The organism is Shewanella sp. BF02_Schw (genome assembly GCF_014596695.2).
Taxonomy (GTDB): Bacteria; Pseudomonadota; Gammaproteobacteria; order Enterobacterales; family Shewanellaceae; genus Shewanella.
The window spans coordinates 1,674,374-1,698,215 of sequence record NZ_JABKAW020000001.1; the positions used below are offsets into that span (position 1 = coordinate 1,674,374).

The 23,842-nt window shown below is 40.8% G+C and carries 21 protein-coding genes and 3 tRNA genes; 9 read left to right on the forward strand and 15 right to left on the reverse strand.

Annotated elements, in window-relative coordinates; translation table 11 throughout:
* Window positions 1-7: 7 nt before the first annotated feature.
* On the reverse strand, window positions 8-673 hold the full coding sequence (locus HNW13_RS07395) for an ATP-binding cassette domain-containing protein (RefSeq protein ID WP_192114869.1): 666 nt from the start codon (window positions 671-673) through the stop codon (window positions 8-10).
* 100 nt (window positions 674-773) lie between these two features.
* On the opposite strand from HNW13_RS07395, the gene HNW13_RS07400 reads away from it, so the two are divergent.
* The gene (locus tag HNW13_RS07400) at window positions 774-1,391 is read left to right on the forward strand and encodes a DUF3299 domain-containing protein (RefSeq protein WP_243756188.1); all 618 of its coding nucleotides are present in this window, start codon (window positions 774-776) and stop codon (window positions 1,389-1,391) included.
* Window positions 1,392-1,533: 142 nt separating this feature from the next.
* Here the strand turns inward: HNW13_RS07400 and HNW13_RS07405 are convergent, their stop codons facing one another.
* The 6 genes from HNW13_RS07405 to HNW13_RS07430 form a co-directional block, all read right to left on the reverse strand.
* Window positions 1,534-1,950 carry a MerC domain-containing protein gene (locus HNW13_RS07405; RefSeq protein ID WP_192114868.1) on the reverse strand — a complete coding sequence of 139 codons (417 nt, stop codon included), beginning with the start codon at window positions 1,948-1,950 and terminating at the stop codon, window positions 1,534-1,536.
* Window positions 1,951-2,056: 106 nt separating this feature from the next.
* Window positions 2,057-2,518, reverse strand: coding sequence for a transcriptional repressor (locus HNW13_RS07410; protein WP_192114867.1), 462 nt, complete (start codon window positions 2,516-2,518; stop codon window positions 2,057-2,059).
* 4 nt (window positions 2,519-2,522) lie between these two features.
* Complete coding sequence (locus HNW13_RS07415; RefSeq protein WP_192114866.1) at window positions 2,523-3,131, reverse strand: DUF2796 domain-containing protein; 609 nt, start codon at window positions 3,129-3,131, stop codon at window positions 2,523-2,525.
* Window positions 3,132-3,188: 57 nt separating this feature from the next.
* A complete protein-coding gene (locus HNW13_RS07420) occupies window positions 3,189-3,866 on the reverse strand; it encodes a DUF1826 domain-containing protein (protein ID WP_192114865.1) in 678 nt (225 codons plus the stop codon).
* On the reverse strand, window positions 3,863-5,071 hold the full coding sequence (gene zigA, locus HNW13_RS07425) for a zinc metallochaperone GTPase ZigA (RefSeq protein WP_194956082.1): 1,209 nt from the start codon (window positions 5,069-5,071) through the stop codon (window positions 3,863-3,865). Before zigA ends, HNW13_RS07420 begins: the two co-directional genes overlap by 4 nt.
* Window positions 5,072-5,875: 804 nt before the next feature.
* A complete protein-coding gene (locus HNW13_RS07430; protein WP_101088339.1) occupies window positions 5,876-6,082 on the reverse strand; it encodes a hypothetical protein in 207 nt (68 codons plus the stop codon).
* A gap of 744 nt (window positions 6,083-6,826) precedes the next feature.
* On the opposite strand from HNW13_RS07430, the gene betI reads away from it, so the two are divergent.
* The 6 genes from betI to HNW13_RS07460 all read left to right on the forward strand — a co-directional run bounded on the left by betI (window position 6,827) and on the right by HNW13_RS07460 (window position 13,392).
* Window positions 6,827-7,423 (forward strand): transcriptional regulator BetI, encoded by a 597-nt coding sequence (betI, locus tag HNW13_RS07435; protein WP_101088340.1) that lies wholly within the window; start codon window positions 6,827-6,829, stop codon window positions 7,421-7,423.
* The gene (gene betB, locus HNW13_RS07440; RefSeq protein WP_192114864.1) at window positions 7,423-8,889 is read left to right on the forward strand and encodes a betaine-aldehyde dehydrogenase; all 1,467 of its coding nucleotides are present in this window, start codon (window positions 7,423-7,425) and stop codon (window positions 8,887-8,889) included. The genes betI and betB overlap by 1 nt, the downstream gene beginning before the upstream one ends.
* 13 nt (window positions 8,890-8,902) lie before the next feature.
* Complete coding sequence (gene betA, locus HNW13_RS07445) at window positions 8,903-10,597, forward strand: choline dehydrogenase (protein WP_182744768.1); 1,695 nt, start codon at window positions 8,903-8,905, stop codon at window positions 10,595-10,597.
* A gap of 235 nt (window positions 10,598-10,832) precedes the next feature.
* Entirely contained in the window at window positions 10,833-12,050 is a 1,218-nt protein-coding gene (locus HNW13_RS07450) for a choline transporter (protein ID WP_101088343.1), read from the forward strand.
* A gap of 27 nt (window positions 12,051-12,077) precedes the next feature.
* Window positions 12,078-12,785: a TorF family putative porin gene (locus tag HNW13_RS07455; protein ID WP_101088344.1), complete on the forward strand. Its 708-nt coding sequence runs from the start codon at window positions 12,078-12,080 to the stop codon at window positions 12,783-12,785.
* 124 nt (window positions 12,786-12,909) lie between these two features.
* The gene (locus HNW13_RS07460) at window positions 12,910-13,392 is read left to right on the forward strand and encodes a MarR family transcriptional regulator (protein WP_101088345.1); all 483 of its coding nucleotides are present in this window, start codon (window positions 12,910-12,912) and stop codon (window positions 13,390-13,392) included.
* Window positions 13,393-13,905: 513 nt separating this feature from the next.
* On the opposite strand, the gene HNW13_RS07465 is transcribed toward HNW13_RS07460, so the two are convergent.
* The 4 genes from HNW13_RS07465 to HNW13_RS07480 all read right to left on the reverse strand — a co-directional run bounded on the left by HNW13_RS07465 (window position 13,906) and on the right by HNW13_RS07480 (window position 15,997).
* Window positions 13,906-13,991, reverse strand: a tRNA-Leu gene (locus tag HNW13_RS07465).
* Window positions 13,992-14,040: 49 nt separating this feature from the next.
* Window positions 14,041-14,114 (reverse strand) — tRNA-Cys (locus tag HNW13_RS07470).
* Window positions 14,115-14,156: 42 nt separating this feature from the next.
* Window positions 14,157-14,232, reverse strand: a tRNA-Gly gene (locus tag HNW13_RS07475).
* Window positions 14,233-14,560: 328 nt separating this feature from the next.
* Window positions 14,561-15,997 (reverse strand): glyceraldehyde-3-phosphate dehydrogenase, encoded by a 1,437-nt coding sequence (locus HNW13_RS07480; protein WP_011637403.1) that lies wholly within the window; start codon window positions 15,995-15,997, stop codon window positions 14,561-14,563.
* A 200-nt stretch (window positions 15,998-16,197) separates the two neighbouring features.
* Between HNW13_RS07480 and HNW13_RS07485 the strand changes: the two genes are divergently transcribed.
* A complete protein-coding gene (locus HNW13_RS07485) occupies window positions 16,198-17,028 on the forward strand; it encodes a DUF2989 domain-containing protein (protein ID WP_192114863.1) in 831 nt (276 codons plus the stop codon).
* A 230-nt stretch (window positions 17,029-17,258) separates the two neighbouring features.
* Entirely contained in the window at window positions 17,259-18,269 is a 1,011-nt protein-coding gene (gene gap, locus HNW13_RS07490; protein WP_192114862.1) for a type I glyceraldehyde-3-phosphate dehydrogenase, read from the forward strand.
* Window positions 18,270-18,837: 568 nt separating this feature from the next.
* Here gap and nadA read toward each other — a convergent pair.
* The 4 genes from nadA to HNW13_RS07510 all read right to left on the reverse strand — a co-directional run bounded on the left by nadA (window position 18,838) and on the right by HNW13_RS07510 (window position 23,806).
* Complete coding sequence (gene nadA, locus HNW13_RS07495) at window positions 18,838-19,905, reverse strand: quinolinate synthase NadA (protein WP_162023056.1); 1,068 nt, start codon at window positions 19,903-19,905, stop codon at window positions 18,838-18,840.
* Between the two features lie 112 nt (window positions 19,906-20,017).
* A complete protein-coding gene (locus tag HNW13_RS07500; protein WP_101088349.1) occupies window positions 20,018-21,637 on the reverse strand; it encodes a dihydrolipoyllysine-residue acetyltransferase in 1,620 nt (539 codons plus the stop codon).
* A 9-nt stretch (window positions 21,638-21,646) separates the two neighbouring features.
* Complete coding sequence (locus HNW13_RS07505) at window positions 21,647-22,624, reverse strand: transketolase C-terminal domain-containing protein (protein WP_011637397.1); 978 nt, start codon at window positions 22,622-22,624, stop codon at window positions 21,647-21,649.
* 3 nt (window positions 22,625-22,627) lie between these two features.
* The gene (locus HNW13_RS07510; RefSeq protein ID WP_162023054.1) at window positions 22,628-23,806 is read right to left on the reverse strand and encodes a thiamine pyrophosphate-dependent dehydrogenase E1 component subunit alpha; all 1,179 of its coding nucleotides are present in this window, start codon (window positions 23,804-23,806) and stop codon (window positions 22,628-22,630) included.
* Window positions 23,807-23,842 lie beyond the last annotated feature (36 nt).

The following is a 23,842-nucleotide window of genomic DNA, read 5'->3' on the forward strand; positions in this document are numbered from 1 at the left end:
GATGATCCTAGCGTTGATTTATATCACTTAATGCTTCAACGCGATTGAAGTATTGTGATAACGACATGTCATGACTAACAAATAACAAGCTGATGTGACTTTCTGCGACAATCGACATTAACAATGCCATGAAAGCATCACGATTTTCATGATCTAATGATGAAGTTGGCTCATCTGCAATCAATAGTGATGGTTTATTGATTAACGCTCGAGCAATTGCCACTCTTTGTTGTTGTCCTAAACTCAACTGATTAACTGGAATACTCCAATCCCGCTTAGGCATATTTAAGGTTGTCAGTAGGATGTTAATGTTATTGTTAAGGTGATGGTTAGATAATTTATTCGCAAAATAGCTGGCTAGACGGATATTATCGATTGCGCTGAGATACGGAATTAAATTGAACTGTTGAAACACATAGCCGATGTGTTTTGCTCTAAATTGGTTGCGTTGACGACCATTCATATGATCTATACGTTGATCAAGTATTGTTAATTCACCAGAAGAAACAGGTAAAACACCACTTAATAAGCCTAAAAGTGTAGATTTACCACATCCAGAAGGACCATATATAAACGCTTGTTCAGCTTGGGGTAATGACCAAGAAGAAATACCCAAAACAGGGGACTTTTGTTGTGGATAATGAAACGTTACATCACTGAGCACAATACTCATGGTTTATCTTCTCGCAAAAATAAGTGTAATATCGAAATGATACACTGTATCATTTCGATATTACACTTATTTATACGGTAAACAAAAAATGTTACGAACGATGATATTAAGCAGTGTAGCAATACTGATGGGGTTGTTAGTGGGTTGTAATAATAGCAGTGCGTCTAAGAGTGAAATCGAGCACAGTGTAATTGATGATGCAGTAATTCATGATGTGGCTCCGACGTATAAAACAGTAGAGTGGACTGACCTAATGCCGAAAAGTGACTTAGATGCATTACTAAATCCACCGGAATATCTTGATAATATTGAAGACGGCTCATTTGAAGATGTTATTAGTAATCAAGTATTCAATGCCCTTACCTCTGCTAACGATGATCGCTATCAACAAGCATTAATTTCAACTAACATCATCAAGGAAATGGTAGATCAACCGATTAGAATTCCAGGATTTATTGTTCCATTAGAATTTGATGACCAGCAAAATATAACCCAATTCTTTTTAGTACCTTACTTTGGCGCCTGCATCCATATGCCGCCACCGCCACCCAATCAAATGATCTTTGTCAGCTCATCACTCGGCATTTCATCAAATAATCTTTATGAGCCTTTTTGGATTACCGGCATATTGAAAACAGCCATTAACGAAAATGAACTGGGCACAGCAGCCTATACTATGCATATCACCACTATTGAACCGTATACTGAAGAGGAATAAGCAAAGTCTTGATTTAACATCCTCAATAAAACGTGATGATAGTGAAACACAATATTCCATCATCACGTTCATTAATGTGCCAATAGGATGTTTGATTTATTGAGAGGAGCCTACATCGCCTGAGCAACGTTAGTGCGCTAGCTCAATCACATTGAGCATCCATCCTCTTGATACAACTATTATTATGTTTGCAGCGAGCAAAGTTAGCCCAATGTGCAATGACAACTAAGGTCGCACCCAATAATGTTAATACTTTCTCACCAGACTCACCGATTAAATCATGTCCTAATAACGCAGCAAACATTAACAACATTATTCCTGTAGCCCCAATCAATAAAAATCGATATTGACGATGCTTTTTAAAACCGGCCGCCAATGCGTATAAACTAATAGGGATAACCGCAATTAATAGCCAAGTATGAAAGGCTTCATTATCAAGTTGCCATACGCCCAAACTGGGTAATAAAACTAATAATAATGGCAATAATAAACAATGAATAACACATAAAGATGAGAGCGTAATGGCACATTTATCCATGATTACTTGCATTGTTCTCATTAAGACTTTTTCCTCTATTTAGGCTAATTTCGTATTTTGATTGGGTACTGGCTATAACATGCGACGCGTTGAAAAAATCAATTCTTCTACAAAACAATGATAATGGTCATGCCGCAGAGGCTAGACATTCATTACAGATGCAATTGATTTCCAATTGAGGACTAACAAGCTGAAAACCTGCATTTTTTACAGTACTCTGAAGTTCAGTAATCGTCGACTTATTGATAGTAATTTCTTTAACGATATGACAAGTACTGCAGATTAAAAACTGTGGAACACCATGTTCATGCTTACAAGTAATGTGAGAGCAAGCAATATACTTGTTGGCTAACTTAAGCTTATGAACTAAATTCTCTGCTTCTAAAAAGTCGAGGATACGATATACCGACATTGCCGGAATTTTTTCGCCACTTTGTTGTAAAAACAAATCAATTAATTCGTACGCCGACAACGCTTTACTCGACTGGACTAGCGACGACAATATTTGTTTTCTCTTAATGGTTAAACGTGCACCATGACTTTTACAATTTTGTTCCGCATGTTCGATAATCGTGTTGACGTTATTCATTGGGTTATCTCAAACTAATCATGTTGTTTTTACCGCTCAGTGTAACCGCCCCCTGATGGGTGTCGGTAATCCACATAGAACGAATATGATGAATACTAGGAAAAAGTGCAAATACTGTAACAGCAATACTCGAAAGCTCTGACATGTTTTCACAATTATACCGATAGTAAGCCGTCACATCATTATGCCGTTCATGTGCGCTATGTTCATCTATTTGAGATTTAGTTGTATCATCACTATTCTGGCTCTGAGACAGCTCAAAAGCTTCCACACTATGAGATACCAACGTGCAACCTCCGCCATTAAGCACAAACAATTCATCTACTTCACTCAGCACAGTATTCATCTCTTTAAATGCACGTTTATTTGATTCAGAGTTAGCAGGATGCTCAAACCCAACGAGATCAGATGTGGGAGTCGTTAAGGTGATATCAACAATGTTGTTATCAACAGCAATAGTCATCGTCGATACCCCATGGGTATGAACATTTGCCGCGTAAACGTATGAACTACTCAAACTCACCAACAAACTAACAAAACAAATCAACTTAAAACAAGTAAATCGAATTAAGCGAGCTTGTAATCGTTTAGCATCATCTATTGATATTTCCATCTTTCATTCTCCGTTTTATAGGATAAACAAGCATAAAAACTCGCCTAACATTTGATGTTATTGAATAAAGTCTAAGGTTAACAATAAACGAGACTCCCCCACAGCTAACGGTGGCGAACGATGGACCAAACCAGCCTCTTGTTGTTCATCCCACATTTCACCTTTTAACAATGCGACATCACCACAATTAAGTTGCTGAATGTTGTGGGGTTTAGAAATCAGTCCCGATTGTTCATCAGGTAAACCTTTATTCCCTGCGCCTAATTTACTTCTATTGACCCCAGCGTGTTCCAACCATTGAGTTGCGGCGCCTTGATAAGTAGTGATCAATCGACAAGGAATACGGTCAACATGAAAGCGGGGGCACATTGCATGTTCTAAAATAGTTAACCGAAGCCCTGCGTGTTCAATACCAAATAAACAACAAAACATACTCACTAATTGTGCTATATCATCCGCAATTACAGTCATGGCAGCGGTTGGCTCAAATGCGCTAAATAACTGTTCATGGGCGTCTTGTTCGGTCACTTTTAAAATTGCTTGCTTCTTAGTAGACGTTTTCAGAAATTCGCCCACTGCCGATGTTAACTCATCAGGCATCACACGGTGCCAAATGGCAATATTTGTCTCTTGTTGGTAAATCGATGGAAATACTTCCAACGACTTTCCCTGTACAGAATTGCGAATAATCGTATTGTGCAAATTAAACGTATCTAGCGATTCAACCATACTCATACAATATCTCCCCATTGAGGAAAGGGATCGCTAAGCGTTTGCCAATAGTCTTGCCCTTTAACAAACTCTTCATTGGACAATAAACAGTCATTGAGCGCTTGTTTCATCGCTGTTATATCTAATTGTTGACCAATGAACACCAACTCCTGACGCATGTCACCATAGGGCTCCTGCCATTGTTCATTTATTGCCGCTAACGATTCTTCATCCGTTGGCCACTCATCCGCAGGTACCGCTTTCCAAAACATCCCAGAAATATTATAACGGGCAATGCCACCGGCTTGATTCCATTGCCCAACAAACTCGGGTTGAGTTGCAAGCCAGAAATACCCTTTTGAGCGGATTAATTTTCCAAATGGTTCAGTATTGTGTAGAAAGTGGTGAAATTTTTGCGGATGAAATGGACGTCTTGCGACAAAGTTGAAGCTGCTAATCCCATACTCCTCGGTTTCCGGAATATGTTCTCCACGCATTTCTTTGAGCCAACCTGGTGCTTGTTGCGCCCGTTCAAAATTAAATAAGCCTGTATTTAACACTGCATCAATATTTATGTTGCCTGCTACAATAGGAATAATTTTAGCATTTGTGTTGAGAACCTTGAGAATAACAATTAATCGATTAAGCGAGGAGCTATCAACCAAGTCAGTTTTACTGATCAATAAAACATCTGCAAATTCAACTTGTTCAATGAGCAAATCCGTAATGCTTCGCTCATCTTCATCGCCAAGAGATTCGCCAGTTTCTTGTAAGTCTTGCGCCTCATCGTAATCTTTTAAAAAATTAACCGCATCAACAACCGTTACCATGGTATCTAACGTTGCAACCTCAGACAGAGACACACCATTTTCATCTGCAAAAGAAAATGTTTCAGCCACCGGCAAAGGCTCAGAGATCCCAGTAGATTCAATAATCAAATAATCAAATCGTCCCTCTTTTGCTAGCAGGCCAACTTCAATCAATAAATCTTCACGTAAAGTACAACAGATACAACCATTACTCATTTCAATCAGTTTTTCATCACTGCGATTAAGAGATATCTCGTTTTTAACAACCGCCACATCGATGTTAATTTCACTCATATCATTAACAATAACAGCCACTTTTTTACCTTGACGATTATTAAGAATATGACTCAACACCGTCGTTTTACCTGCGCCTAAAAAGCCAGAAAGTACTGTAACAGGGAGTTTTTTTATTTGTGTCATTAAAAATTTTCTCGAAAACAAGAATTGAGATATGTTACAACGTATCATTTGTGTTTTCTAGTTAAATTTATTAAAAATAATCTTCCCATTAATTAAAACGACCACATGCTTAATTTTTGTACTTCAAGTTCTGTACCGGACTTTATTTAACGTTCATTTATCACTTGAATAATAATAAGGCCTGATGCCTCTAAACACTCGGTAGTATTAAAAATTTAATATACTCAAAGTTGAGTTAATCCTAATGGCGTAACTAAAATACAATGGGGCATAAATGATTTGCATACCTTGCTTGCAATTGGCGTGATTCAACTCTGAACTTGAGGACGTTGAAGAAAATTGCGTGAAGCTCACATGGCCTTTCTCGCACATCCATGTGCTACAAGGCATTCAGGCATCCTGCCTATCAGATGTGAGCTTAGCTTTCGAGGTACAGGTCGTTTCTTGGCGTCCAGCCATCACGACATTCGTGAATCCATTCACATCAGATGTACCATCGGAAGCGTTAGTATTTTCACTCCTTAATACAAGATGGGCCGAAGTGAGGCTACAAACGAAGTTCAACGCTGGATAAATCGCCATGGCGATCTTTTCGCATTTAATATTTAAGTCAATGGGGAAAATGTTGCCGGGTAGCTGGGCTAATTCTTTTATAAAGAATAAAGAGGGAACAGCCGCTGGTTTCCTTTTGGTCTGGTGTGGGTGAAGCGCCACGACGTTAGTGGCCGCAGGCCATATTCAAAATTAACTTAGGCCATACATGAATCAGAGTGATAAACGGATAAACAATAATGCCTACAGCAACTAAAGCCGGATAAAGTACGGTATCGCAACTAAGATTATTCCCATAATCAGCAAAGTGGTCACGCTGGCAACAAAATAAGGAAACACGATTAATGCCATTCCTACACACAAGGGAACAATCGCCCTTTGGCGCTTACCATAAACAAAATACCCCATGCCTATAGCGCCAAATAGCACACTCCACATGATCATTGATGCACTGCCCATCTGTGTTCCTCTTATCTAATCATCTTGCTATTTGAACCTTTAAATAAGGTTATAGCATGGTTATTGTTTTTCTATCACGTCTCTATGATAAATCCAGATCATCGTTGGTGACATTATTCAGGCAGTAGAGTTAATCAAACTGCCCTCCCCAATCCTTAATAACCAATCCTTAATCCTTGAACACTGAACACTGAACACTGAACACTGAACACTTAGCAGAATACATCACCCATATGAATAACATTAATACCTAACATTAGTCGGAGAGAATAAGGCTGTGGTTGTAGAGTGACACACTCCAAAAAAATACTGGTGAAATTGGCTAAAACAAACAGATTTAATCAATATAGCTCACGCTATGTGCTCAATGACTCTGCCGTTTTTCAATCAATATCGAGCTCATGGCTCTACAATCTATATCTGCACGAATTAGGCTATTTAGGGACAAAGGCCCATTTTAAAATGATATTTTATCAATCAAAAACCTAAAAATAACTGCAGCTGTAATGATTTCATGTAAAATCTCTTCGTTTTTTACAACAAACCATCAACCAAAGCCAGATAACATTTAACCCATACAGAACAGTGTCTTATTTTTTATAATTAGTTTCCTATCTTATTTTGTCACTGGAATGTTGTGATCTATATCAAGTTATAACTTGATAATTACAGCACTAATCATTAGTATCGTTATTAATTGAGCGTTCAATTAACAACTCTTAATACAGATAACGGACCCCTTTTATGTCAAGACCTACAATGAAAAACGTCAGACAACAACAGCTGATAGATGCCACGTTAATGTCAATCGAACGTCATGGGTTACAAAACACTACTATTAATACCATTAGTGGATTGGCGGGAATGTCATCAGGGATCATCAGCCACTATTTTGGTGGTAAACAAGGGTTAATTGAAGCCACGCAGAAATTTCTGTTAGAGGAATTGAAGCAAGCATTACTGACAAGAACGTCAGGCAAAACATTAACCCCAATAGATCGGCTTTCAATGATCGTGGAAGCAAACTTTACCGAATTACAACGTTCAACAGCCGCGACAAAAACATGGTTAAGCTTCTGGTCCCAAGCGATGCACGATCCTGGGTTAGCAAGATTGCAAAACATTAATAGTCAGCGGTTATACAGCAACCTGCTTTTTTCGTTTAAACAATTATTACCCAATGCAGCAGCTGTTAATGCAGCCAAGCAAACAGCGGCAGTAATTGATGGTTTTTGGTTACGCAGTGCGTTGAGTACCACCCCAATAGAAGATTTTAAACAAGCCCAAATTTTATCTAAAGCCTTTATCAAGGCTGTGATCGTGCACAACGGAGTAGAATAATGTCATCGTTAATTATTTATCAAAATTATATCCATGGAAAATACCAATCAAACGGTACAGGCGAAACATTTGAAGTGATCAATCCTGCTACTGGAGAAGTCAGCTATTTAGTTGAAGTAGCAACCGAGTCTGTGCAAAAAGCCGCCATAGAGAGTGCCAAAGCAGGTTTTGCAGTTTGGTCAGCGATGATGCCGATAGAACGTAGCCGCATTTTATTAAAAGCCGTTACCCTACTCCGTGAGCAAAATGATGAGCTTGCTGCAGGTGAAGTATTGGATACCGGTAAGCCATGGCAAGAAGCCTCGGTTGTCGATATCGTTACTGGCGCTGACTCTATAGAGTTCTTTGCCGGACTCGCCCCAAGTATTGAAGGCAATCAACAGCCTGTTGGCGCTGACTTTTATTATACTCGCCGTGAGCCGTTAGGTATTTGTGCTGGTATTGGCGCATGGAACTACCCGTTACAAATTGCTTGTTGGAAAGCAGCCCCTGCATTGGCTTGCGGCAACGTAATGATTTTTAAACCTTCAGAAGAAACACCTCGTGGCGCAATGCGTTTAGCAGAAATATTCACTCAAGCGGGTGTACCAGATGGCGTGTTTAACGTTGTTCAAGGTGACGGTAGAGTTGGCGCATGGCTAACCACCAATGAAGATATCGCTAAAGTGTCATTTACGGGCGAAGTCGGAACCGGTAAAAAAGTCATGGCCGCTGCTGCGGGTTCACTAAAAGACGTGACTATGGAGCTAGGCGGAAAGTCGCCATTGATTATCTTTAACGATGCCGATGTTGAAAATGCGGTATCAGCAGCAATGTTAGCGAATTTCTATACTCAAGGTGAAGTGTGTACCAACGGTACTCGTGTGTTTGTGCAGCAAGATATTTATCCGCGCTTTATCCAACGTTTAAAAGAACGTACTGAACAAAACATCGTTTGCGGAGACCCAATGCACCCTGACACCAATTTTGGTGCATTGATTTCACGCGACCATCAGCAAAAAGTACTCGACTACATTGAAATCGGTAAAAAAGAAGGTGCCACCTTATTAACAGGCGGAACAGCATTAACGCCTGACAATGCACCGAATGGTTTCTTTGTGGCACCGACGGTATTTACAGATTGCACTGATGAGATGACGATTTCAAAAGAAGAAATATTTGGCCCTGTGATGTCAGTATTTACCTTTACTGATGAAGATGAAGTCGTTAAGCGTGCCAATAGTACTCACCTAGGCTTAGCGGCAGGTGTATTTACGCAAGACATTACCCGTGCACATCGTGTTATTCATCAAATGCAAGCCGGTATTTGTTGGATAAATGCTTATGGTGCCTCTCCTGCAGAAATGCCGGTTGGTGGTTACAAGATGTCTGGTATTGGTCGTGAGAATGGCTCTGAAACATTAAAAGCATACACCCAAATAAAAGCTGTTTACGTTGGTATGCAGTCACTTGAAAGCCCATTTTAGGAGTGACCCATTAATGTCTACGCAAATATCTCATGAATACGATTATATTATTGTTGGTGCCGGTAGCGCAGGTTGTGTATTAGCCAACCGCTTAACGGAAAATCCAGACAATAAAGTCCTGATACTTGAAACCGGTGGTAGCGACAAGAGCATTTTTATTCAAATGCCTACGGCACTATCTATCCCTATGAATACTAAAAAGTATGCATGGCAGTTTGAAACCGAAGCCGAACCACATTTGGACAATCGCCGTATGCATTGCCCGCGTGGCAAAGTGTTAGGCGGTTCATCATCAATTAATGGCATGGTCTACGTACGTGGTCATGCGCGTGATTTTGACGAGTGGCAGCAACAAGGTGCAAAAGACTGGGATTACGCTCACTGTCTGCCTTACTTTAAAAAAGCTGAAACATGGTCTTTTGGCGGTAATGTTTATCGCGGTGATAAAGGTCCATTAGCGGTTAATAACGGTAATGAAATGAAAAACCCGTTATATCAAGCTTTTGTGGATGCAGGTGTCGATGCCGGCTATCTAGCCACTGATGATTACAATGCTAGTCAGCAAGAAGGCTTTGGCCCAATGCACATGACCGTTAAAAATGGTGTGCGTTGGTCTACGGCAAATGCGTACCTTCGCCCTGCGATGAAACGTCCGAATTTAACCGTGGTCACTCATGCGCTTGTACATAAAGTGATTATGCAAGGCAAAACGGCTGTCGGCGTTCGTTACGAACGTAAAGGCGAGCTAATAGATGTTAACTGCAATAAAGAAGTGATTTTATCTGCAGGTTCTATTGGTTCACCGCATATTTTACAACTGTCGGGTATTGGTGATTCAAGCACGTTAGCTAGCGCAGGCATTGAACAAGTACATCAATTACCCGGTGTTGGTCAGAATCTGCAAGACCACTTAGAGTTTTACTTCCAATTTAAGTGCTTAAAGCCTATTTCGCTCAATGGCAAAATTGACCCGTTAAACAAATTGTTTATTGGTGCTCGCTGGATTTTTAATAAATCAGGTTTGGGCGCAACTAACCATTTCGAATCATGTGGATTTATCCGCTCAAAAGCGGGTTTAGAGTGGCCGGATCTACAGTACCATTTTTTACCTGCTGCTATGCGTTACGACGGTAAAGAAGCATTTGCTGGCCATGGTTTCCAAGTTCATATTGGCCACAATAAACCTAAAAGCCGTGGCGCCGTAACGGTTGTATCAAATGATGCCAAGGTTGCGCCACAAATTCAGTTCAATTATTTATCGCATCAAGATGATATTGAAGGCTTTAGAGCGTGTGTGCGTTTAACCCGTGAAATTATTAATCAACCGGGTTTAGATGAGTATCGTGGTGAAGAAATTCAACCAGGCTTATCAATACAGACCGATGAAGAAATAGACCGCTTTGTAAGAAGCTCAGTAGAAAGTGCTTACCACCCTTCTTGTTCATGCAAAATGGGTGAAGATGAGATGGCGGTTGTCGACTCTGAAACAAAAGTTCACGGTATTCATGGTTTGCGAGTGGTTGACTCGTCAATTTTCCCGACCATTCCAAATGGTAACTTAAACTCCCCTACTATTATGGTCGCCGAGCGCGCTGCCGACATCATTTTAGGCAACAAACCTCTTGCGCCAAGTTTGGCAAAAGTGACTATTGCTGAGCAATGGCAAACATCACAACGATTACAAGCGCCTAAACGACAAATTGATTAACACCCATTCGTCGATGTGTATTCATTTACACACATCGACAACAGGTTGATGGCCAACCTACATTTTTGTAAATGGCCTATTTAGCCAAGTTCAATCTATCAGGGTTTAACTATCGTCATCACGATACTTAAGGCTTGAGGGCGTTTTGCCTTTAAAAATTGTTCTATGGCATAAAAAACATACAACAAGGAGCCAACATTATGTTCGCACACACTATTCACCCGGGAGTTAAATAATGACGACCTGGTTATCAATAGGCATTTTATTCACTTTTGCCGCTATCGCATTTGTTATTTATCGTTGGGGTAACATGCAGTGCATTGGTGTGACACCGGTGCGTAAATTTACCTTTATTGCCATTTTGTTCACTTCAGGGCTTGATGTTGGCTTAATCATGTTTCCGTTAACTGAATTTGCTGGTTATGCAGATTTAGCAACCAGTCCAGAATATGGATTTAGTAATCCGTTAGCCATAGAGTTTGGTTTTTGGGCCTGCTTAATTTGGGCGTTTTACTTTTTAACCTGCTTCTACTTTTGTGTTATTGAACCAAGAGTTAAGTATTTTGAAATTCCATTGATAAAGTTTATTAATAACGTAGTGATCATTGGTACATGTGCCTTTACCGCTTATTTATTATTAACTAACTTACCGTGGTATTTACCGCAATTAGGTGATGGTGAAACCGTTGTTAGCAGCTTCTATTTAATCGTGTTTATGGTTATTGCCGCCGCAGTGTATTCAAGCACCAGTATTCGCTATGTTCGTTATCTTAGTTTAGGCAGTACCTGGTTGTTCTTTGGTTTAATCGCCATCATGTGGGCGGGCGCATTTTTATCAGACGATTCTAGTGTGGGTGAGTTCTTTACTACATTTGCATTAATTGGTGACTATTTTGGCAACATCCATAACTTTGTACTTCCAATAAACGATTACCACGAATTTTACCTATTCTGGTGGTTTGCATGGAGCATTATGATTGGTCAATTTACCGCTCGTTTTGTGGGTGGAATGAAAACCTATCAAGTATTAATAGCCATGATGGTATTCCCTTCAATCCCAATCGCGATTTGGTTCACGGTTCTGTACTACTACAGCGCAAATGGTATTGATACGTCAGGTTTTTATAATCTAGCAATGGTGATTGTAGGGGTAATGTTTGTTATTAACTCACTCGATTCACTGGTTCGTTTATATACAGATAACTTAAACCTTACCGTTGAACGTTTTGGTAAAGTACCTTATATCATCGGTAATGTAGTGGTACTGAGTGGCTTAACCTTGTTATTCAAACTAGACTTTTTACAAATTCAATGGGTTGGCGCTCTCGCTATTGCCTTGATATTAAGTTGTTTCGGATACATTTTAAAATCGCACTACCGTAAAGTGACTGATATAGAACGTTCTCCAAAAGAAAATAAAATCGATTTTACTAAAATCGAATTAGCAGACTAAACAATAATAATGATCCAAGGAATAATGATGAACACCACAATGAAAAAATTAGCCTTATTAAGCTTATTTGCTTTACCGACTTCAGTAATGGCTGGTGAGTTAAGCACAACCGTTAATGCAACCTCTGACTATACCTTTAATGGTGTTAGCCAAACAGACAATGATCCTGCCTTACAAGCTAGCCTAGACTATGCTGCCGATGACGGTTGGTACGTTGGAGCTTGGGCATCGAATGTTGACTTTGGCAGTGCTGATGACACTTGGCTAGAACTTGATTTTTACGCAGGTAAATATTTTGAACTAACAGACAGAGTGTCTGTAGATGCGGGTATTGCATATTACACTTACCATGGTGATGATGCCTCTGATGAGTATTACTACCCAGAGATTTACACTAAGTTTGGCTATGCTTCATCGCTTGGTCAAAGTGAATTAAACTTTTGGTATTCATGGGATTACTTTGGTGTTGATGCTGACCATTACATCATGATGGTTGCTCATACCTTTACCATTGCAGAAGGTCATGACATCCGTGTTAGTTTTGACCGCTCTACTTCGCAAGACGAAGACAAATGGGCATGGGACGGTGACAAGTCTTACAACCATTATCGCGCAGAGTACTTAACCAGCTGGGAAGGTTTTGACTTCAACGTTGCCGTTGAAGACACGAGCATGGACACAGACTTAAGCGATACCCGCGCAGTATTATCGGTATCACGTACTTTCAGTCTATAAGTTGTAATTGCTGATAAAATAGCTAAGCAGAATAATGTCTATGACATTATTCTGCTTTTTTTGATATTGGACATGAGTAATAAGCCGAATTCTGCTAAGGTGCATGGTGAATTATGAGGGGATTATGGAAAAATACGAACAACTATTAATTTCATTGCGCCGGGTGATCAGAGCTATTGATATACACTCACGTCAATTAAATAAACTATCGGGTCTAACTGGACCACAATTAATGGTCATACAGAAAATTGATCAACTTGACGCTCCACTGGCCAAACAAATAGCTCAAGAAATTAATTTGAGTGCAGCGACAGTGACGACCATTATTGATCGATTAGAAAATCGTGGCATGGTGATTAGAACGCGCAGCGAAACCGACAAACGGAAAGTTCATTTATCGTTAAGTGACGCAGGTAAAACGTTATTAAATAGCGCACCTAAACCACTGCAAGAACATTTTATTATGCGTTACCAAAACCTTGAAGAATGGGAACAAAGTCAATTATTGTCTGCCGTTGAGCGGATAGCTACCATGATGGATGCCAATGAAATTGATGCTGCCCCTGTTTTATATGTAGGCCAAATTCAACTAGACGATCAGTCTTAGTCAACACCCTTTTCTATTCATAACGTGATGGTTCATAGAGTTACAGGCCTCTCACGTTATGTTTCATTCCTAGACAAGCCTAGCTTCAAGCTAACATTTGATTCCAAAGTGTGACTAACCCAAAGATCTTATCATCAGCATCCTCCTCTATTGTAAAGTCTCCCCACCAATTCAATAACACTTAATATTCAGCTCAATTTTCTGACGATTGTTATTAATAAAGAGCGGCACGCCTGATATTCAACCAGAGCGCGAGGGATTTTATTCTTTCAATCTAATTCACAAATTTCAGACGTAAAAAAGCCCCAACTAATGTTGAGGCTTTTTTACACCACTCTCTATTACTAGAGATTATAATGGTACCCGAGGCCGGACTTGTGCCTGTACGCCTGATGTTCAACCAGAGCGCGAGGGATTTTATTCTTTCGATCTAATTCACAAATTTCAGACGTAAAAAAGCCCCAACTAATGTTGAGGCTTTTTTACACCACTCTCTATTACTAGAGATTATAATGGTACCCGAGGCCGGACTTGAACCGGCACGCTTATTCAGCGAGGGATTTTAAATCCCTTGTGTCTACCGATTCCACCACTCGGGCAAAGTGTTGTTTTAACCGTTACTAAAAGTAACCATCAAACGCAATTTCGTGGAGGCGCGACCCGGAGTCGAACCGAGATCGACGGATTTGCAATCCGTAGCATAGCCATTCTGCCATCGCGCCATGCTTTAACCAAATTCAAATCCATCGGATAAGATAAGAAATTGGAGCGACATATCGGGTTCGAACCGATGACCTATACCTTGGCAAGGTATAGCTCTACCAACTGAGCTAATGTCGCATTTGTATCGCCTATAACCTTTACTAAATTTGTAAGAACAATAATGCCTTTCAAACTTAACAGCTGAAGAAGTTTCCCCTGACTGCGGAATGGCATTCTACCGTTTTAGCCCCGATAGTCAATCAATAAAAACACATTTATTGCAACATAATGACTGTTTGATGCATAAATCATCATTATGATTAAATAAATTACAACGCGCATAAAAAAGCACCTCCAAAGAGATGCTTTATCATAAATATGACGGTAAGTACTCAATAAACAGCGATATTAAGCTTGTACGCCTTTCGAGTATTCACCACCATGAATGGTTAGTTTTTATAACACATTAGCTTTTTGGTAATGATAATGTGGTTAAACCAAGCATTTTTTGCATAACGCCAACAACCTGGCAGCTATAGCCAAATTCGTTGTCATACCATACGTATAAAATGGCACGTTTACCCTCTGCTATCGTCGCTTGCGAATCAACAACTCCGGCATAACGTGAACCGACTAAATCGCTAGATACTATTTCAGTCGATTCAGTAAAATCAATTTGATTTTGTAATCCAGACTGTAATGCGACATCTTTTAAATATTCATTCAGTTCATCACGATTAGTTTCATGTTGTAAATTAACACTAATAATCGCCATTGATACGTTAGGTGTTGGAACTCGGATTGCGTTACCGGTTAGCTTACCCGCTAATACAGGCAATGCTTTAGCAACAGCTTTAGCGGCACCCGTTTCAGTAATCACCATGTTTAACGGTGCACTGCGACCACGACGGTCGGCACTATGGTAATTATCGATTAGATTTTGATCATTCGTATACGAGTGAATCGTTTCTACGTGGCCATTCTCAATAACGTATTTGTCATTAACCGCTTTCAACACTGGCGTAATAGCGTTTGTAGTGCAGCTTGCCGCTGAAACAATTGTGTCTTCATCAAGAATATCGTTTTCATTCACACCATAGACGATATTTTTAATAGCGCCTTTAGCAGGTGCCGTTAACAATACTTTTGAAGCTCCTGGGCTTTTAAGGTGTAAACCTAAACCCTCTTCATCTTTCCAAATACCAGTATTATCGACAATTAATGCATCTTTAATATCATACTGAGTGTAATCAACTTGATCAGGAGAATTTGCGTAAATAATCTGAATATAAGTGCCGTTAGCGATGATTGCGTTGTTTTCTTCATCAACTTCGACAGAGCCATTAAATGGTCCGTGTACCGAGTCACGACGCAATAAGCTAGCACGTTTCTCTAAATCACCCTTTTTACCACCGCGCAACACAATGGCACGCAGACGCAATTTGTTGCTTTTACCGGTACGTTCAATTAATAAACGTGCCAGCAAACGGCCGATACGACCAAAACCATAAAGTACAACATCACGAGCCGGGGTATCATCACCGTGATTAACCGCTTCTGACAATTCTTGTGTCATATAAGCTTCAATACCGCTCGCATCCTTGTTATTACGCCAGTAATTAATCGCTAATTTACCAATATCCACTCTGCAATGTTTAATCGCTAATTTGCTAAGTGCTACAACAAATGGGAAACTTTCACGAAGACGTAATTTTTCACCGACATGACGACGTACTAAACGGTGTGACTTAATGATTTCGATGGTTGATGCATTAAGCAATGGTTTACCATATACCATTACTTCAATGCCTTGGTTACGATACAACTTGCCAAGCAACGGTTGCATTGCTTCTGCCATTTCGAAACGTTCTTGCCAGCTCTGTAAATGTTTATCTGCGCTCATGTAGGGATCCTTTATCTCACTTTTCTCGTTTTTTCAGAAAGGTTTGAGTAACAAAAAGAAAAGACCAATAATTTAGTATATTGTATGGGGGTGGCCCCTGTTGGTCGCCGACATTGTAATGAAATACAGGTTATTTCGCTAGTAACAAATTTTCGGTAAATGTGTAATTTTATTAGACAATTTACCTCTCGGAGACGATTTTGAGCAAAAATTTTGTATTAATTACATCATTTACAGTCATTGGGGCATTATTTGGCCTTTTTGGCTGCGATAATGACCGTAATAGCGACCTCATTTGTAAAAATAATCCCGAACTTTGTAGCGATTTACACAAAGATAGTTGGTGCCGATTTGAAAAAGGCGACTTGATCCGTCATCGATACGCGTTAAAACAGAGTTCGACACCCACGGGAAAACAACTTTATCAGCAGTTGGTTTATCTAGAAAATTACAGTAAGTGCATCGAATTAGCCGCAGGGGTTCAACATAAGTTGAATACCGACCGTACACGAGATCGCGAGCGAGCATTTGCGGTAAGTACTCAAACATTATCTGAACTTCAAGAATTTACCCGCACTAATAATGAGGTGCATTTGGCATTTTATCGTTGGACGCGTTTCAACGATCAAGACGCATTCGCCATTGTTGAACGCACCTATAAGCAAGGTCAACTCACCGACAATGACATTATTACCCAACTAGCAGCTTATTATGTGCGAGTCTTACCTAACGACGCTAAAACGCTTTATTTGCATTTGTTAGCCACAACAGAACCAGCCAAAATCGATGCTGATTGGTTTTTAGCGTTAGCATCAATATATCGGCAACAACAAAATGCTGAAAAAGAATACCTGTTAACTCGAGCAAATTTGTTAATGAGTGACAACCATGCCGATGAAGAAAAGTTATTGGCCATTATTAAAGGCAATAAAATATTAGCGACAGAACTCGATAAACAAGCACTTGAATTAATCTCTGCGGTAATGAGTAAACAATTTGCACAGAGTCGCAGCGAGATGTTACTAAAGTAAGCATAAATCACCTCACTAATCGGCCAATATTATCTCGCTTACGTTAGTGTACAACTTACAAAACTGTGCTTAATTTATATTCAAAATGAGCTTAATGTAAAAAAAATACAAAATTATTGGCTTAATTCGGCATATTTAGGTGATTTAGCTTGATTATTACAGCCAATTTGGTAATTTTACAACCAGGCGATTTACATGCCACCAAATTATTTTAACTTGAGGGATATGAGATGACTATCCGTGTAGCAATTAACGGCTATGGCCGTATCGGTAGAAATGTTTTACGTGCTCTATACGAAAGCGAAAAAAATTACCAAATCGAAATCGTTGCATTAAACGATTTAGGTGATGCATCAATTAATGCTCACTTAACTAAGTACGATACTGTACATGGTCGTTTCAACGCAAAAGTTGATCACGACGATGAAGCTATCTATGTTAATGGCGACAAGATCTTAACTTTCCAAGAACGTGACCCATCAAAGTTACCTTGGGCTGAGTTGAAAATTGACATCGTTTTCGAATGTACTGGTATTTTCACTTCTAAAGAATCTGTGCAACCGCACCTTATTGCTGGCGCTAAGAAAGTACTTATTTCTGCACCAGGTAAGAATGTTGATGCCACTGTTGTTTACGGCGTAAACAACGAAGTATTAACTGCTGATATGACAGTAGTTTCAAATGCTTCTTGTACTACTAACTGTTTAGCGCCTATTGCTAAGCCGTTAAATGATGAGCTTGGGATTGAGTCTGGTTTAATGACCACTATCCACTCTTACACTAACGATCAGCGTTTATCTGATGTGTATCACACAGATTTACGTCGTGCTCGTGCTGCGGCAATGTCTATGATCCCTACCCAAACCGGTGCAGCTGCTGCAGTAGGTTTAGTGGTTCCTGAGCTTCAAGGCAAATTTGACGGTTTAGCGGTACGTGTACCAACAATTAACGTATCTTTAGTTGACTTAACCTTCTTAGCGTCTCGCGACACTACTGTTGAAGAAGTTAATGCCATCATTACTCGTGCTTCACTACAGTCTCCAATGTCTGAAGTTTTAGCGATTAATGTAGAACCATTGGTGTCTATCGACTTTAACCATAATCCTTTCTCTTCGAATTTCGACGCAACACAAACTCGTGTTAATGGTCGTTTAGTGAAAGTGATGTCTTGGTATGATAACGAATGGGGTTTCAGTAACCGCATGTTAGACAACGCTGTTGCACTAATGAACGCTAAGTAATCTACAAATATTATTTAATACTTGATAGAAATCTAGTTAGCTTAAGAGCCTCGCATATATGCGGGGCTTTTTGTTTTGGCTGCTGGGTAAGCAACATCCCCTTCTCTTATTGTTTCGATGCAGTGTTGATTTCGGTTTATTAACTTTCTTTTGATCTATGCGGCCTTCGGTCGAGAAACTAGTGGCGTTTCGCTCACACCTAAGTCAAAGGGTAAAGCGATTGATCTCCTCATCGCTCCAACTAAATCTTTTGATAAGCAGAATATTTAGATCGAGACTAATTCAGCGTTTAACTTCGCTAGTCACGCCCTCGCCCATTGTCAAAAATCCCTAGCGCTTCCGATAGCAATCTGATGTCAATGGATTTACGAATGCCATGGTAATGGAATATCAAGGAGTGACTCTGACCAGCGAAAGCTAATATGACATCCATGCCATGCTCACGGCGTTGTTTCAATGGACTCTATATAAGTGTATTTGCAGAAATAAATGACTTTTTATAAAAACAAAAAAGCCGACTAAATGTCGGCTTTCTGTTTTCATGGACATTAAACCTAAACCTAAACGTTTAAGCGTTGCCCTTCACTTTCATGTTCAATTCTTTGGCAAAATCGAGCATGCGGGTGAGTGGGATGAGTGCTTTAATGCGAAGTTCTTCACCCACAAATATTTCATGATTGGTTTTATCGGCATCGACTAATGAAGCTTCGATAGCGGGTAAACCGTTCATGGCCATCCATGGACAGTGGGCGCAGCTTTTACAGGTTGCTCCATTGCCGCCGGTTGGTGCTTCAAGTAATATTTTACCAGGAGCCGCTTGCTGCATTTTATAAAAAATGCCGCGATCGGTAGCGACGATAAACTTGTCGTTTGGCATGGTTTGTGCAGCTTTAATCAGCTGGCTAGTAGAGCCTACAGCATCAGCAAGTTCTACTACACTGGCAGGTGATTCTGGGTGTACTAGAATCGCCGCCGTAGGATGCTGTTTTTTAAGCTCACGAAGTGCTTTGGCTTGAAACTCATCATGCACAATACAATCGCCTTGCCATAACAGCATGTCGGCGCCAGTTTGTTTGTTGATGTAAGCGCCTAGGTGACGATCGGGTGCCCAGATAATTTTTTTATCTTGGCTGTCTAAATGCTCGACAATTTCAAGTGCGATGCTTGAGGTTACGACCCAATCCGCACGTGCTTTTACTGCGGCAGAGGTATTAGCATATACCACAACCGTATGGTCGGGATGGGCATCGCAAAACTCACTGAATTGCTCAATCGGGCAACCTAAATCTAATGAACAGGTTGCTTCAAGAGTTGGCATTAAAATGGTTTTTTCTGGGCTTAAGATTTTAGCGGTTTCGCCCATAAACTTAACGCCAGCAACAATTAATGTCTTGGCTGGGTGATCACGACCAAAGCGGGCCATTTCTAATGAATCAGACACACAACCGCCCGTCTCTTCAGCTAATGCTTGAATTTCAGGATCGGTATAATAATGGGCAACAAGTACTGCATTTTGATCAATCAATAACTGTTTAATACGTGCTTTATACTGTGCTTTTTCAGTGTCAGACAACACGGCAGGTTTTGGCGGAAACGGATATTCAATCATTTCAATTTTAGGTGCCGACAGACTCATACAGGTTCCAATCGATTTACATTGTTCGAGTATTATACGAAAAAGCCACTTAAAACAAAAGGACGTGTTAGCGTCCTTTTGGATAAGATAGTGCAATTAACACTAATCATCATTAGCGCATGGCTAATAACATTTCTTGTGGTTGCTCTAGGTAGTGTTTCCACAAATTACAGAAGCGAGCAATGGTGCCACCATCAATAACGCGGTGATCGCCAGACCAACTTACTTGCATAATTTTACGCGCTTCAACTTCACCTTTAGCATTAAAGCGTGGCAGTATTTGTAATTTACCTAACGCCACAATGGCCACTTCCGGCTTGTTAATAATCGGCGTTGCTATGGTACCGCCTAATGCGCCGATATTAGAAATCGAAATGGTACCGTCTTTCAAATCTGCTGGCGACACACGGCCACTGCGTGCGGCGGTGGTTAAGCGTGAAATTTCAGCAGCAATATCCAAAATAGACTTACTTTGTACGTCTTTAACATTCGGTACCAATAAACCCATTTTTGAATCAACGGCCATACCAATGTTATGACGAGACTTGTAAGTGAGTTCGGTACAATCTGCATTAACTTGGCTATTTAATATCGGAAATTCTGTGATCGCTAATGACATGGCCTTCATAAAGAATGGCATCATGGTCAGCTTCACTTCGTCAGTTGAATAGCGTTGCTTCATGCTTTCACGTAAGGCAACGAGTTCGGTAAGGTCAAACTCTTCACAGTAAGTAAAATGAGGGATAGTCGATACTGACTCAACCATCATTTTCGCCATAATAGCTTTGACGCCTTTGATAGGTTCAACCCGATCGTTCGCCGTTACATTACTCACTATGCCGCTATTCACAGAACTGCCAGCTTGAGCATTATCTTGACTCGTTGACGACACTGGCGTTGTGCTTGCTGCAGCTTGAGTGGCATGACCACCTTGCTGATGACGTTCAATATCTTCTTTGTAAACTCGGCCATTTTTGCCTGTGCCAACAACCATAGCGATATTAATGTCCAGTACGCGTGCCATGCGGCGAACGGCTGGGCTAGCTAAAGCTTTACCTTGTGCAACAGGTTCAAGGTTAACTTGTGGCGCAGCTGCTTGTGCTTGTTCAACCACTTCAACAGGAGCTGACGGAGCATTAACTTCAGCTTCTACTTCAATGGCAAATAAAGGTGAGTGCACTTTAGCAAGCTGACCTTTACGATAATGCAGTTTGACAATTTTACCGGCTTTCATGGCCGGGATTTGCACTAAGGCTTTATCGGTCATCACATCAGCGATGGGTTGATCTTCAACGACGATATCGCCTTCTTCGACTAACCAATCAACCAATTCACATTCAACAATCCCTTCACCGATATCAGGCAATAAGAACTCTTCAATGTTTGACTGACTGCTGGTTGTGGCCGTAACAGCATTACTGTTGTTAACAGCTGAATCGTTAACCGGTGTCATGGCAGCTACAGGGGCTTCAATGACGCTATCGTTGTCATCTCCATCCATTTCTACTGCGTACAATGGTTGATGCACAATGGCGATTTCACCTTTGGCGTAGTAAAGCTTGGTAATTTTTCCAGCATGCGGCGCCGGAATTTGCACTAAGGCTTTATCTGTCATTACATCTGCAATCGGTTGATCTTCAGTGACAATGTCACCTTCGCTAACTAACCAATCAACTAATTCACATTCCACCACACCTTCGCCGATGTCGGGTAAAATAAAATCTTTAATCATACCTTACTCCTAAAACGACACTGTGGCCTTGATGGCTTCGAAGGTCTTTAACTCATCTGGCATGTATTCTTTTTCATGCACCAATGGATAAGGCGTATCTAATCCACACACACGACTGATCGGTGATTCAAGCGATAAGAAACATTCTTGCTGAATGGTTGCCGCAATTTCACCAGCAAAACCACCGGTTAATGGCGCTTCATGGTTAATCAGTAAACGACCTGTTTTGGTCACTGATTTTGCGATAGTTTCAACATCCCATGGCGCGATAGTGCGTAAGTCGATAATTTCACATGAAATACCTTCTTTCTCGGCACGTTCGCAGGCTTTTTCGACGATTTCCATCTGTGCGCCCCAAGCCAGAACAGTAATATCACTGCCCTGCTTAACCACTTGTGCTTTGCCTAATTCGATAACGTAGTCACCGGCTGGAACCTCGCCAACAGATGCGCGGTACAAACGTTTAGGTTCAAAGAAAATCACCGGGTTTGGATCGCGAATAGACGCCAGCAACAACCCTTTAGCTTGTTCTGGATTACGCGGAATGACCACTTTTAAACCAGGCGTTTGGGTAAAATAGGCTTCAGGTGATTGAGAGTGGTAATGTCCACCGGCAATACCACCACCGTATGGTGTGCGGAAGGTTAACCCACCCACATCAAATTGATTACCACTGCGGTATCTAAATTTTGCCGATTCATTAACGATTTGATCGAATGCCGGAAAAATATAATCAGCAAACTGAATTTCTGCAACAGCAGTCATGCCATAAGATGCTAGGCCATTAGCAAAACCAGCAATACCTTGTTCAGTTAGCGGCGTGTTAAAACAACGGTCGCGACCAAACTGCTCTTGTAAACCAGAAGTCGCGCGAAAAACCCCACCGAAGTGGCCAACGTCTTCACCAAAAATCACCATGCGCTCGTCGGCAGTCATGGCTATTGATAACGCCTCATTGATGGCGTGTAACATATTCATTTGAGCCACGGTTTAGAGTCTCCCTGCGCTTTTTGGATAGGCTTTTGGATACTTAGCAATGTGTTCTTTCAGCTCTTTAAGCTGTTTTCTCAATGCTGGGGTCGGTTTATCAAGCACATCTTCAATAATTTCATCTAGTTTCGGAATAGGTAACTTTTCAGCCACTTTAACTGCTGCTAGCACTTCTTCGCGATAACGTTCAAATAACTTGGCTTCATCGGCTTCAGTTATCCAGCCTTTATTGACCATCCATAACTTAAAACGTTTTACTGGATCGTGTTGCTGCCATTTGGCTTCTTCTTCTTTTGAACGATAACCAGATGGATCGTCTGATGAAGAATGCGCGCCCAAACGATACGTCATCGCTTCAATCAATACTGGAGCATTATGTTCAAGTGCGTGGGCACGAGCTTGTTGCGTGGCAGCTAACACCGCTAGCATGTCGTTACCGTCTACACGAATGGTATGCATACCGTACCCAACTCCACGACTCGCAATACCGTTACCGGCAAATTGCTCTTCTGTAGGGGTTGAAATAGCATAACCATTGTTACGACAGAAAAAGATGGTCGGAGACTTAAGCACTGCAGCCATGTTCAAACCAGCATGGAAGTCACCTTCTGATGCTGCGCCTTCACCAAAATAACAAATGGCGACGTTACGCTTGCCTTGTAATTTCATGCCATAAGCAACACCTGTGGCTTGTGGAATTTGAGTTGCCAAAGGTGATGAAATAGTTTGGTAGTTGAGTTCACGGCTGCCGTAATGAATCGGCATTTGGCGACCTTTACCTAGATCTTTCTCGTTACTGAACATTTGATTCATAAATTGTTCAGTCGTAAAGCCGCGATAACGCAATGAGGCGTGCTCACGATATTGAGCCAAAATGACGTCGTCTTTATCAAGCGCGGCTGTGCTGCCAATAATTGAGGCTTCTTCACCGGTACAGGTCATGTAAAAACTAATCCGTCCTTGACGCTGGGCACCCAACATACGCTCGTCTAATACGCGTGTAAAAACACAGGTATCAAAGATTTTTTCGGCCAGAGCCTTGTCGATTACTGGTAGAACCGCACTTTCATAAGTGGTGCCATCAGCTTGCAAAATACGCAAAATGGGGATGTGCAATGACGCTTTGTCTAAGAAGCTGACACGGTGCACTGTTTCATTGGTCAGTGGTGCGTTGCTCATATTATGCTCTTGTTATTGTTGAGCCATGTTCAACAT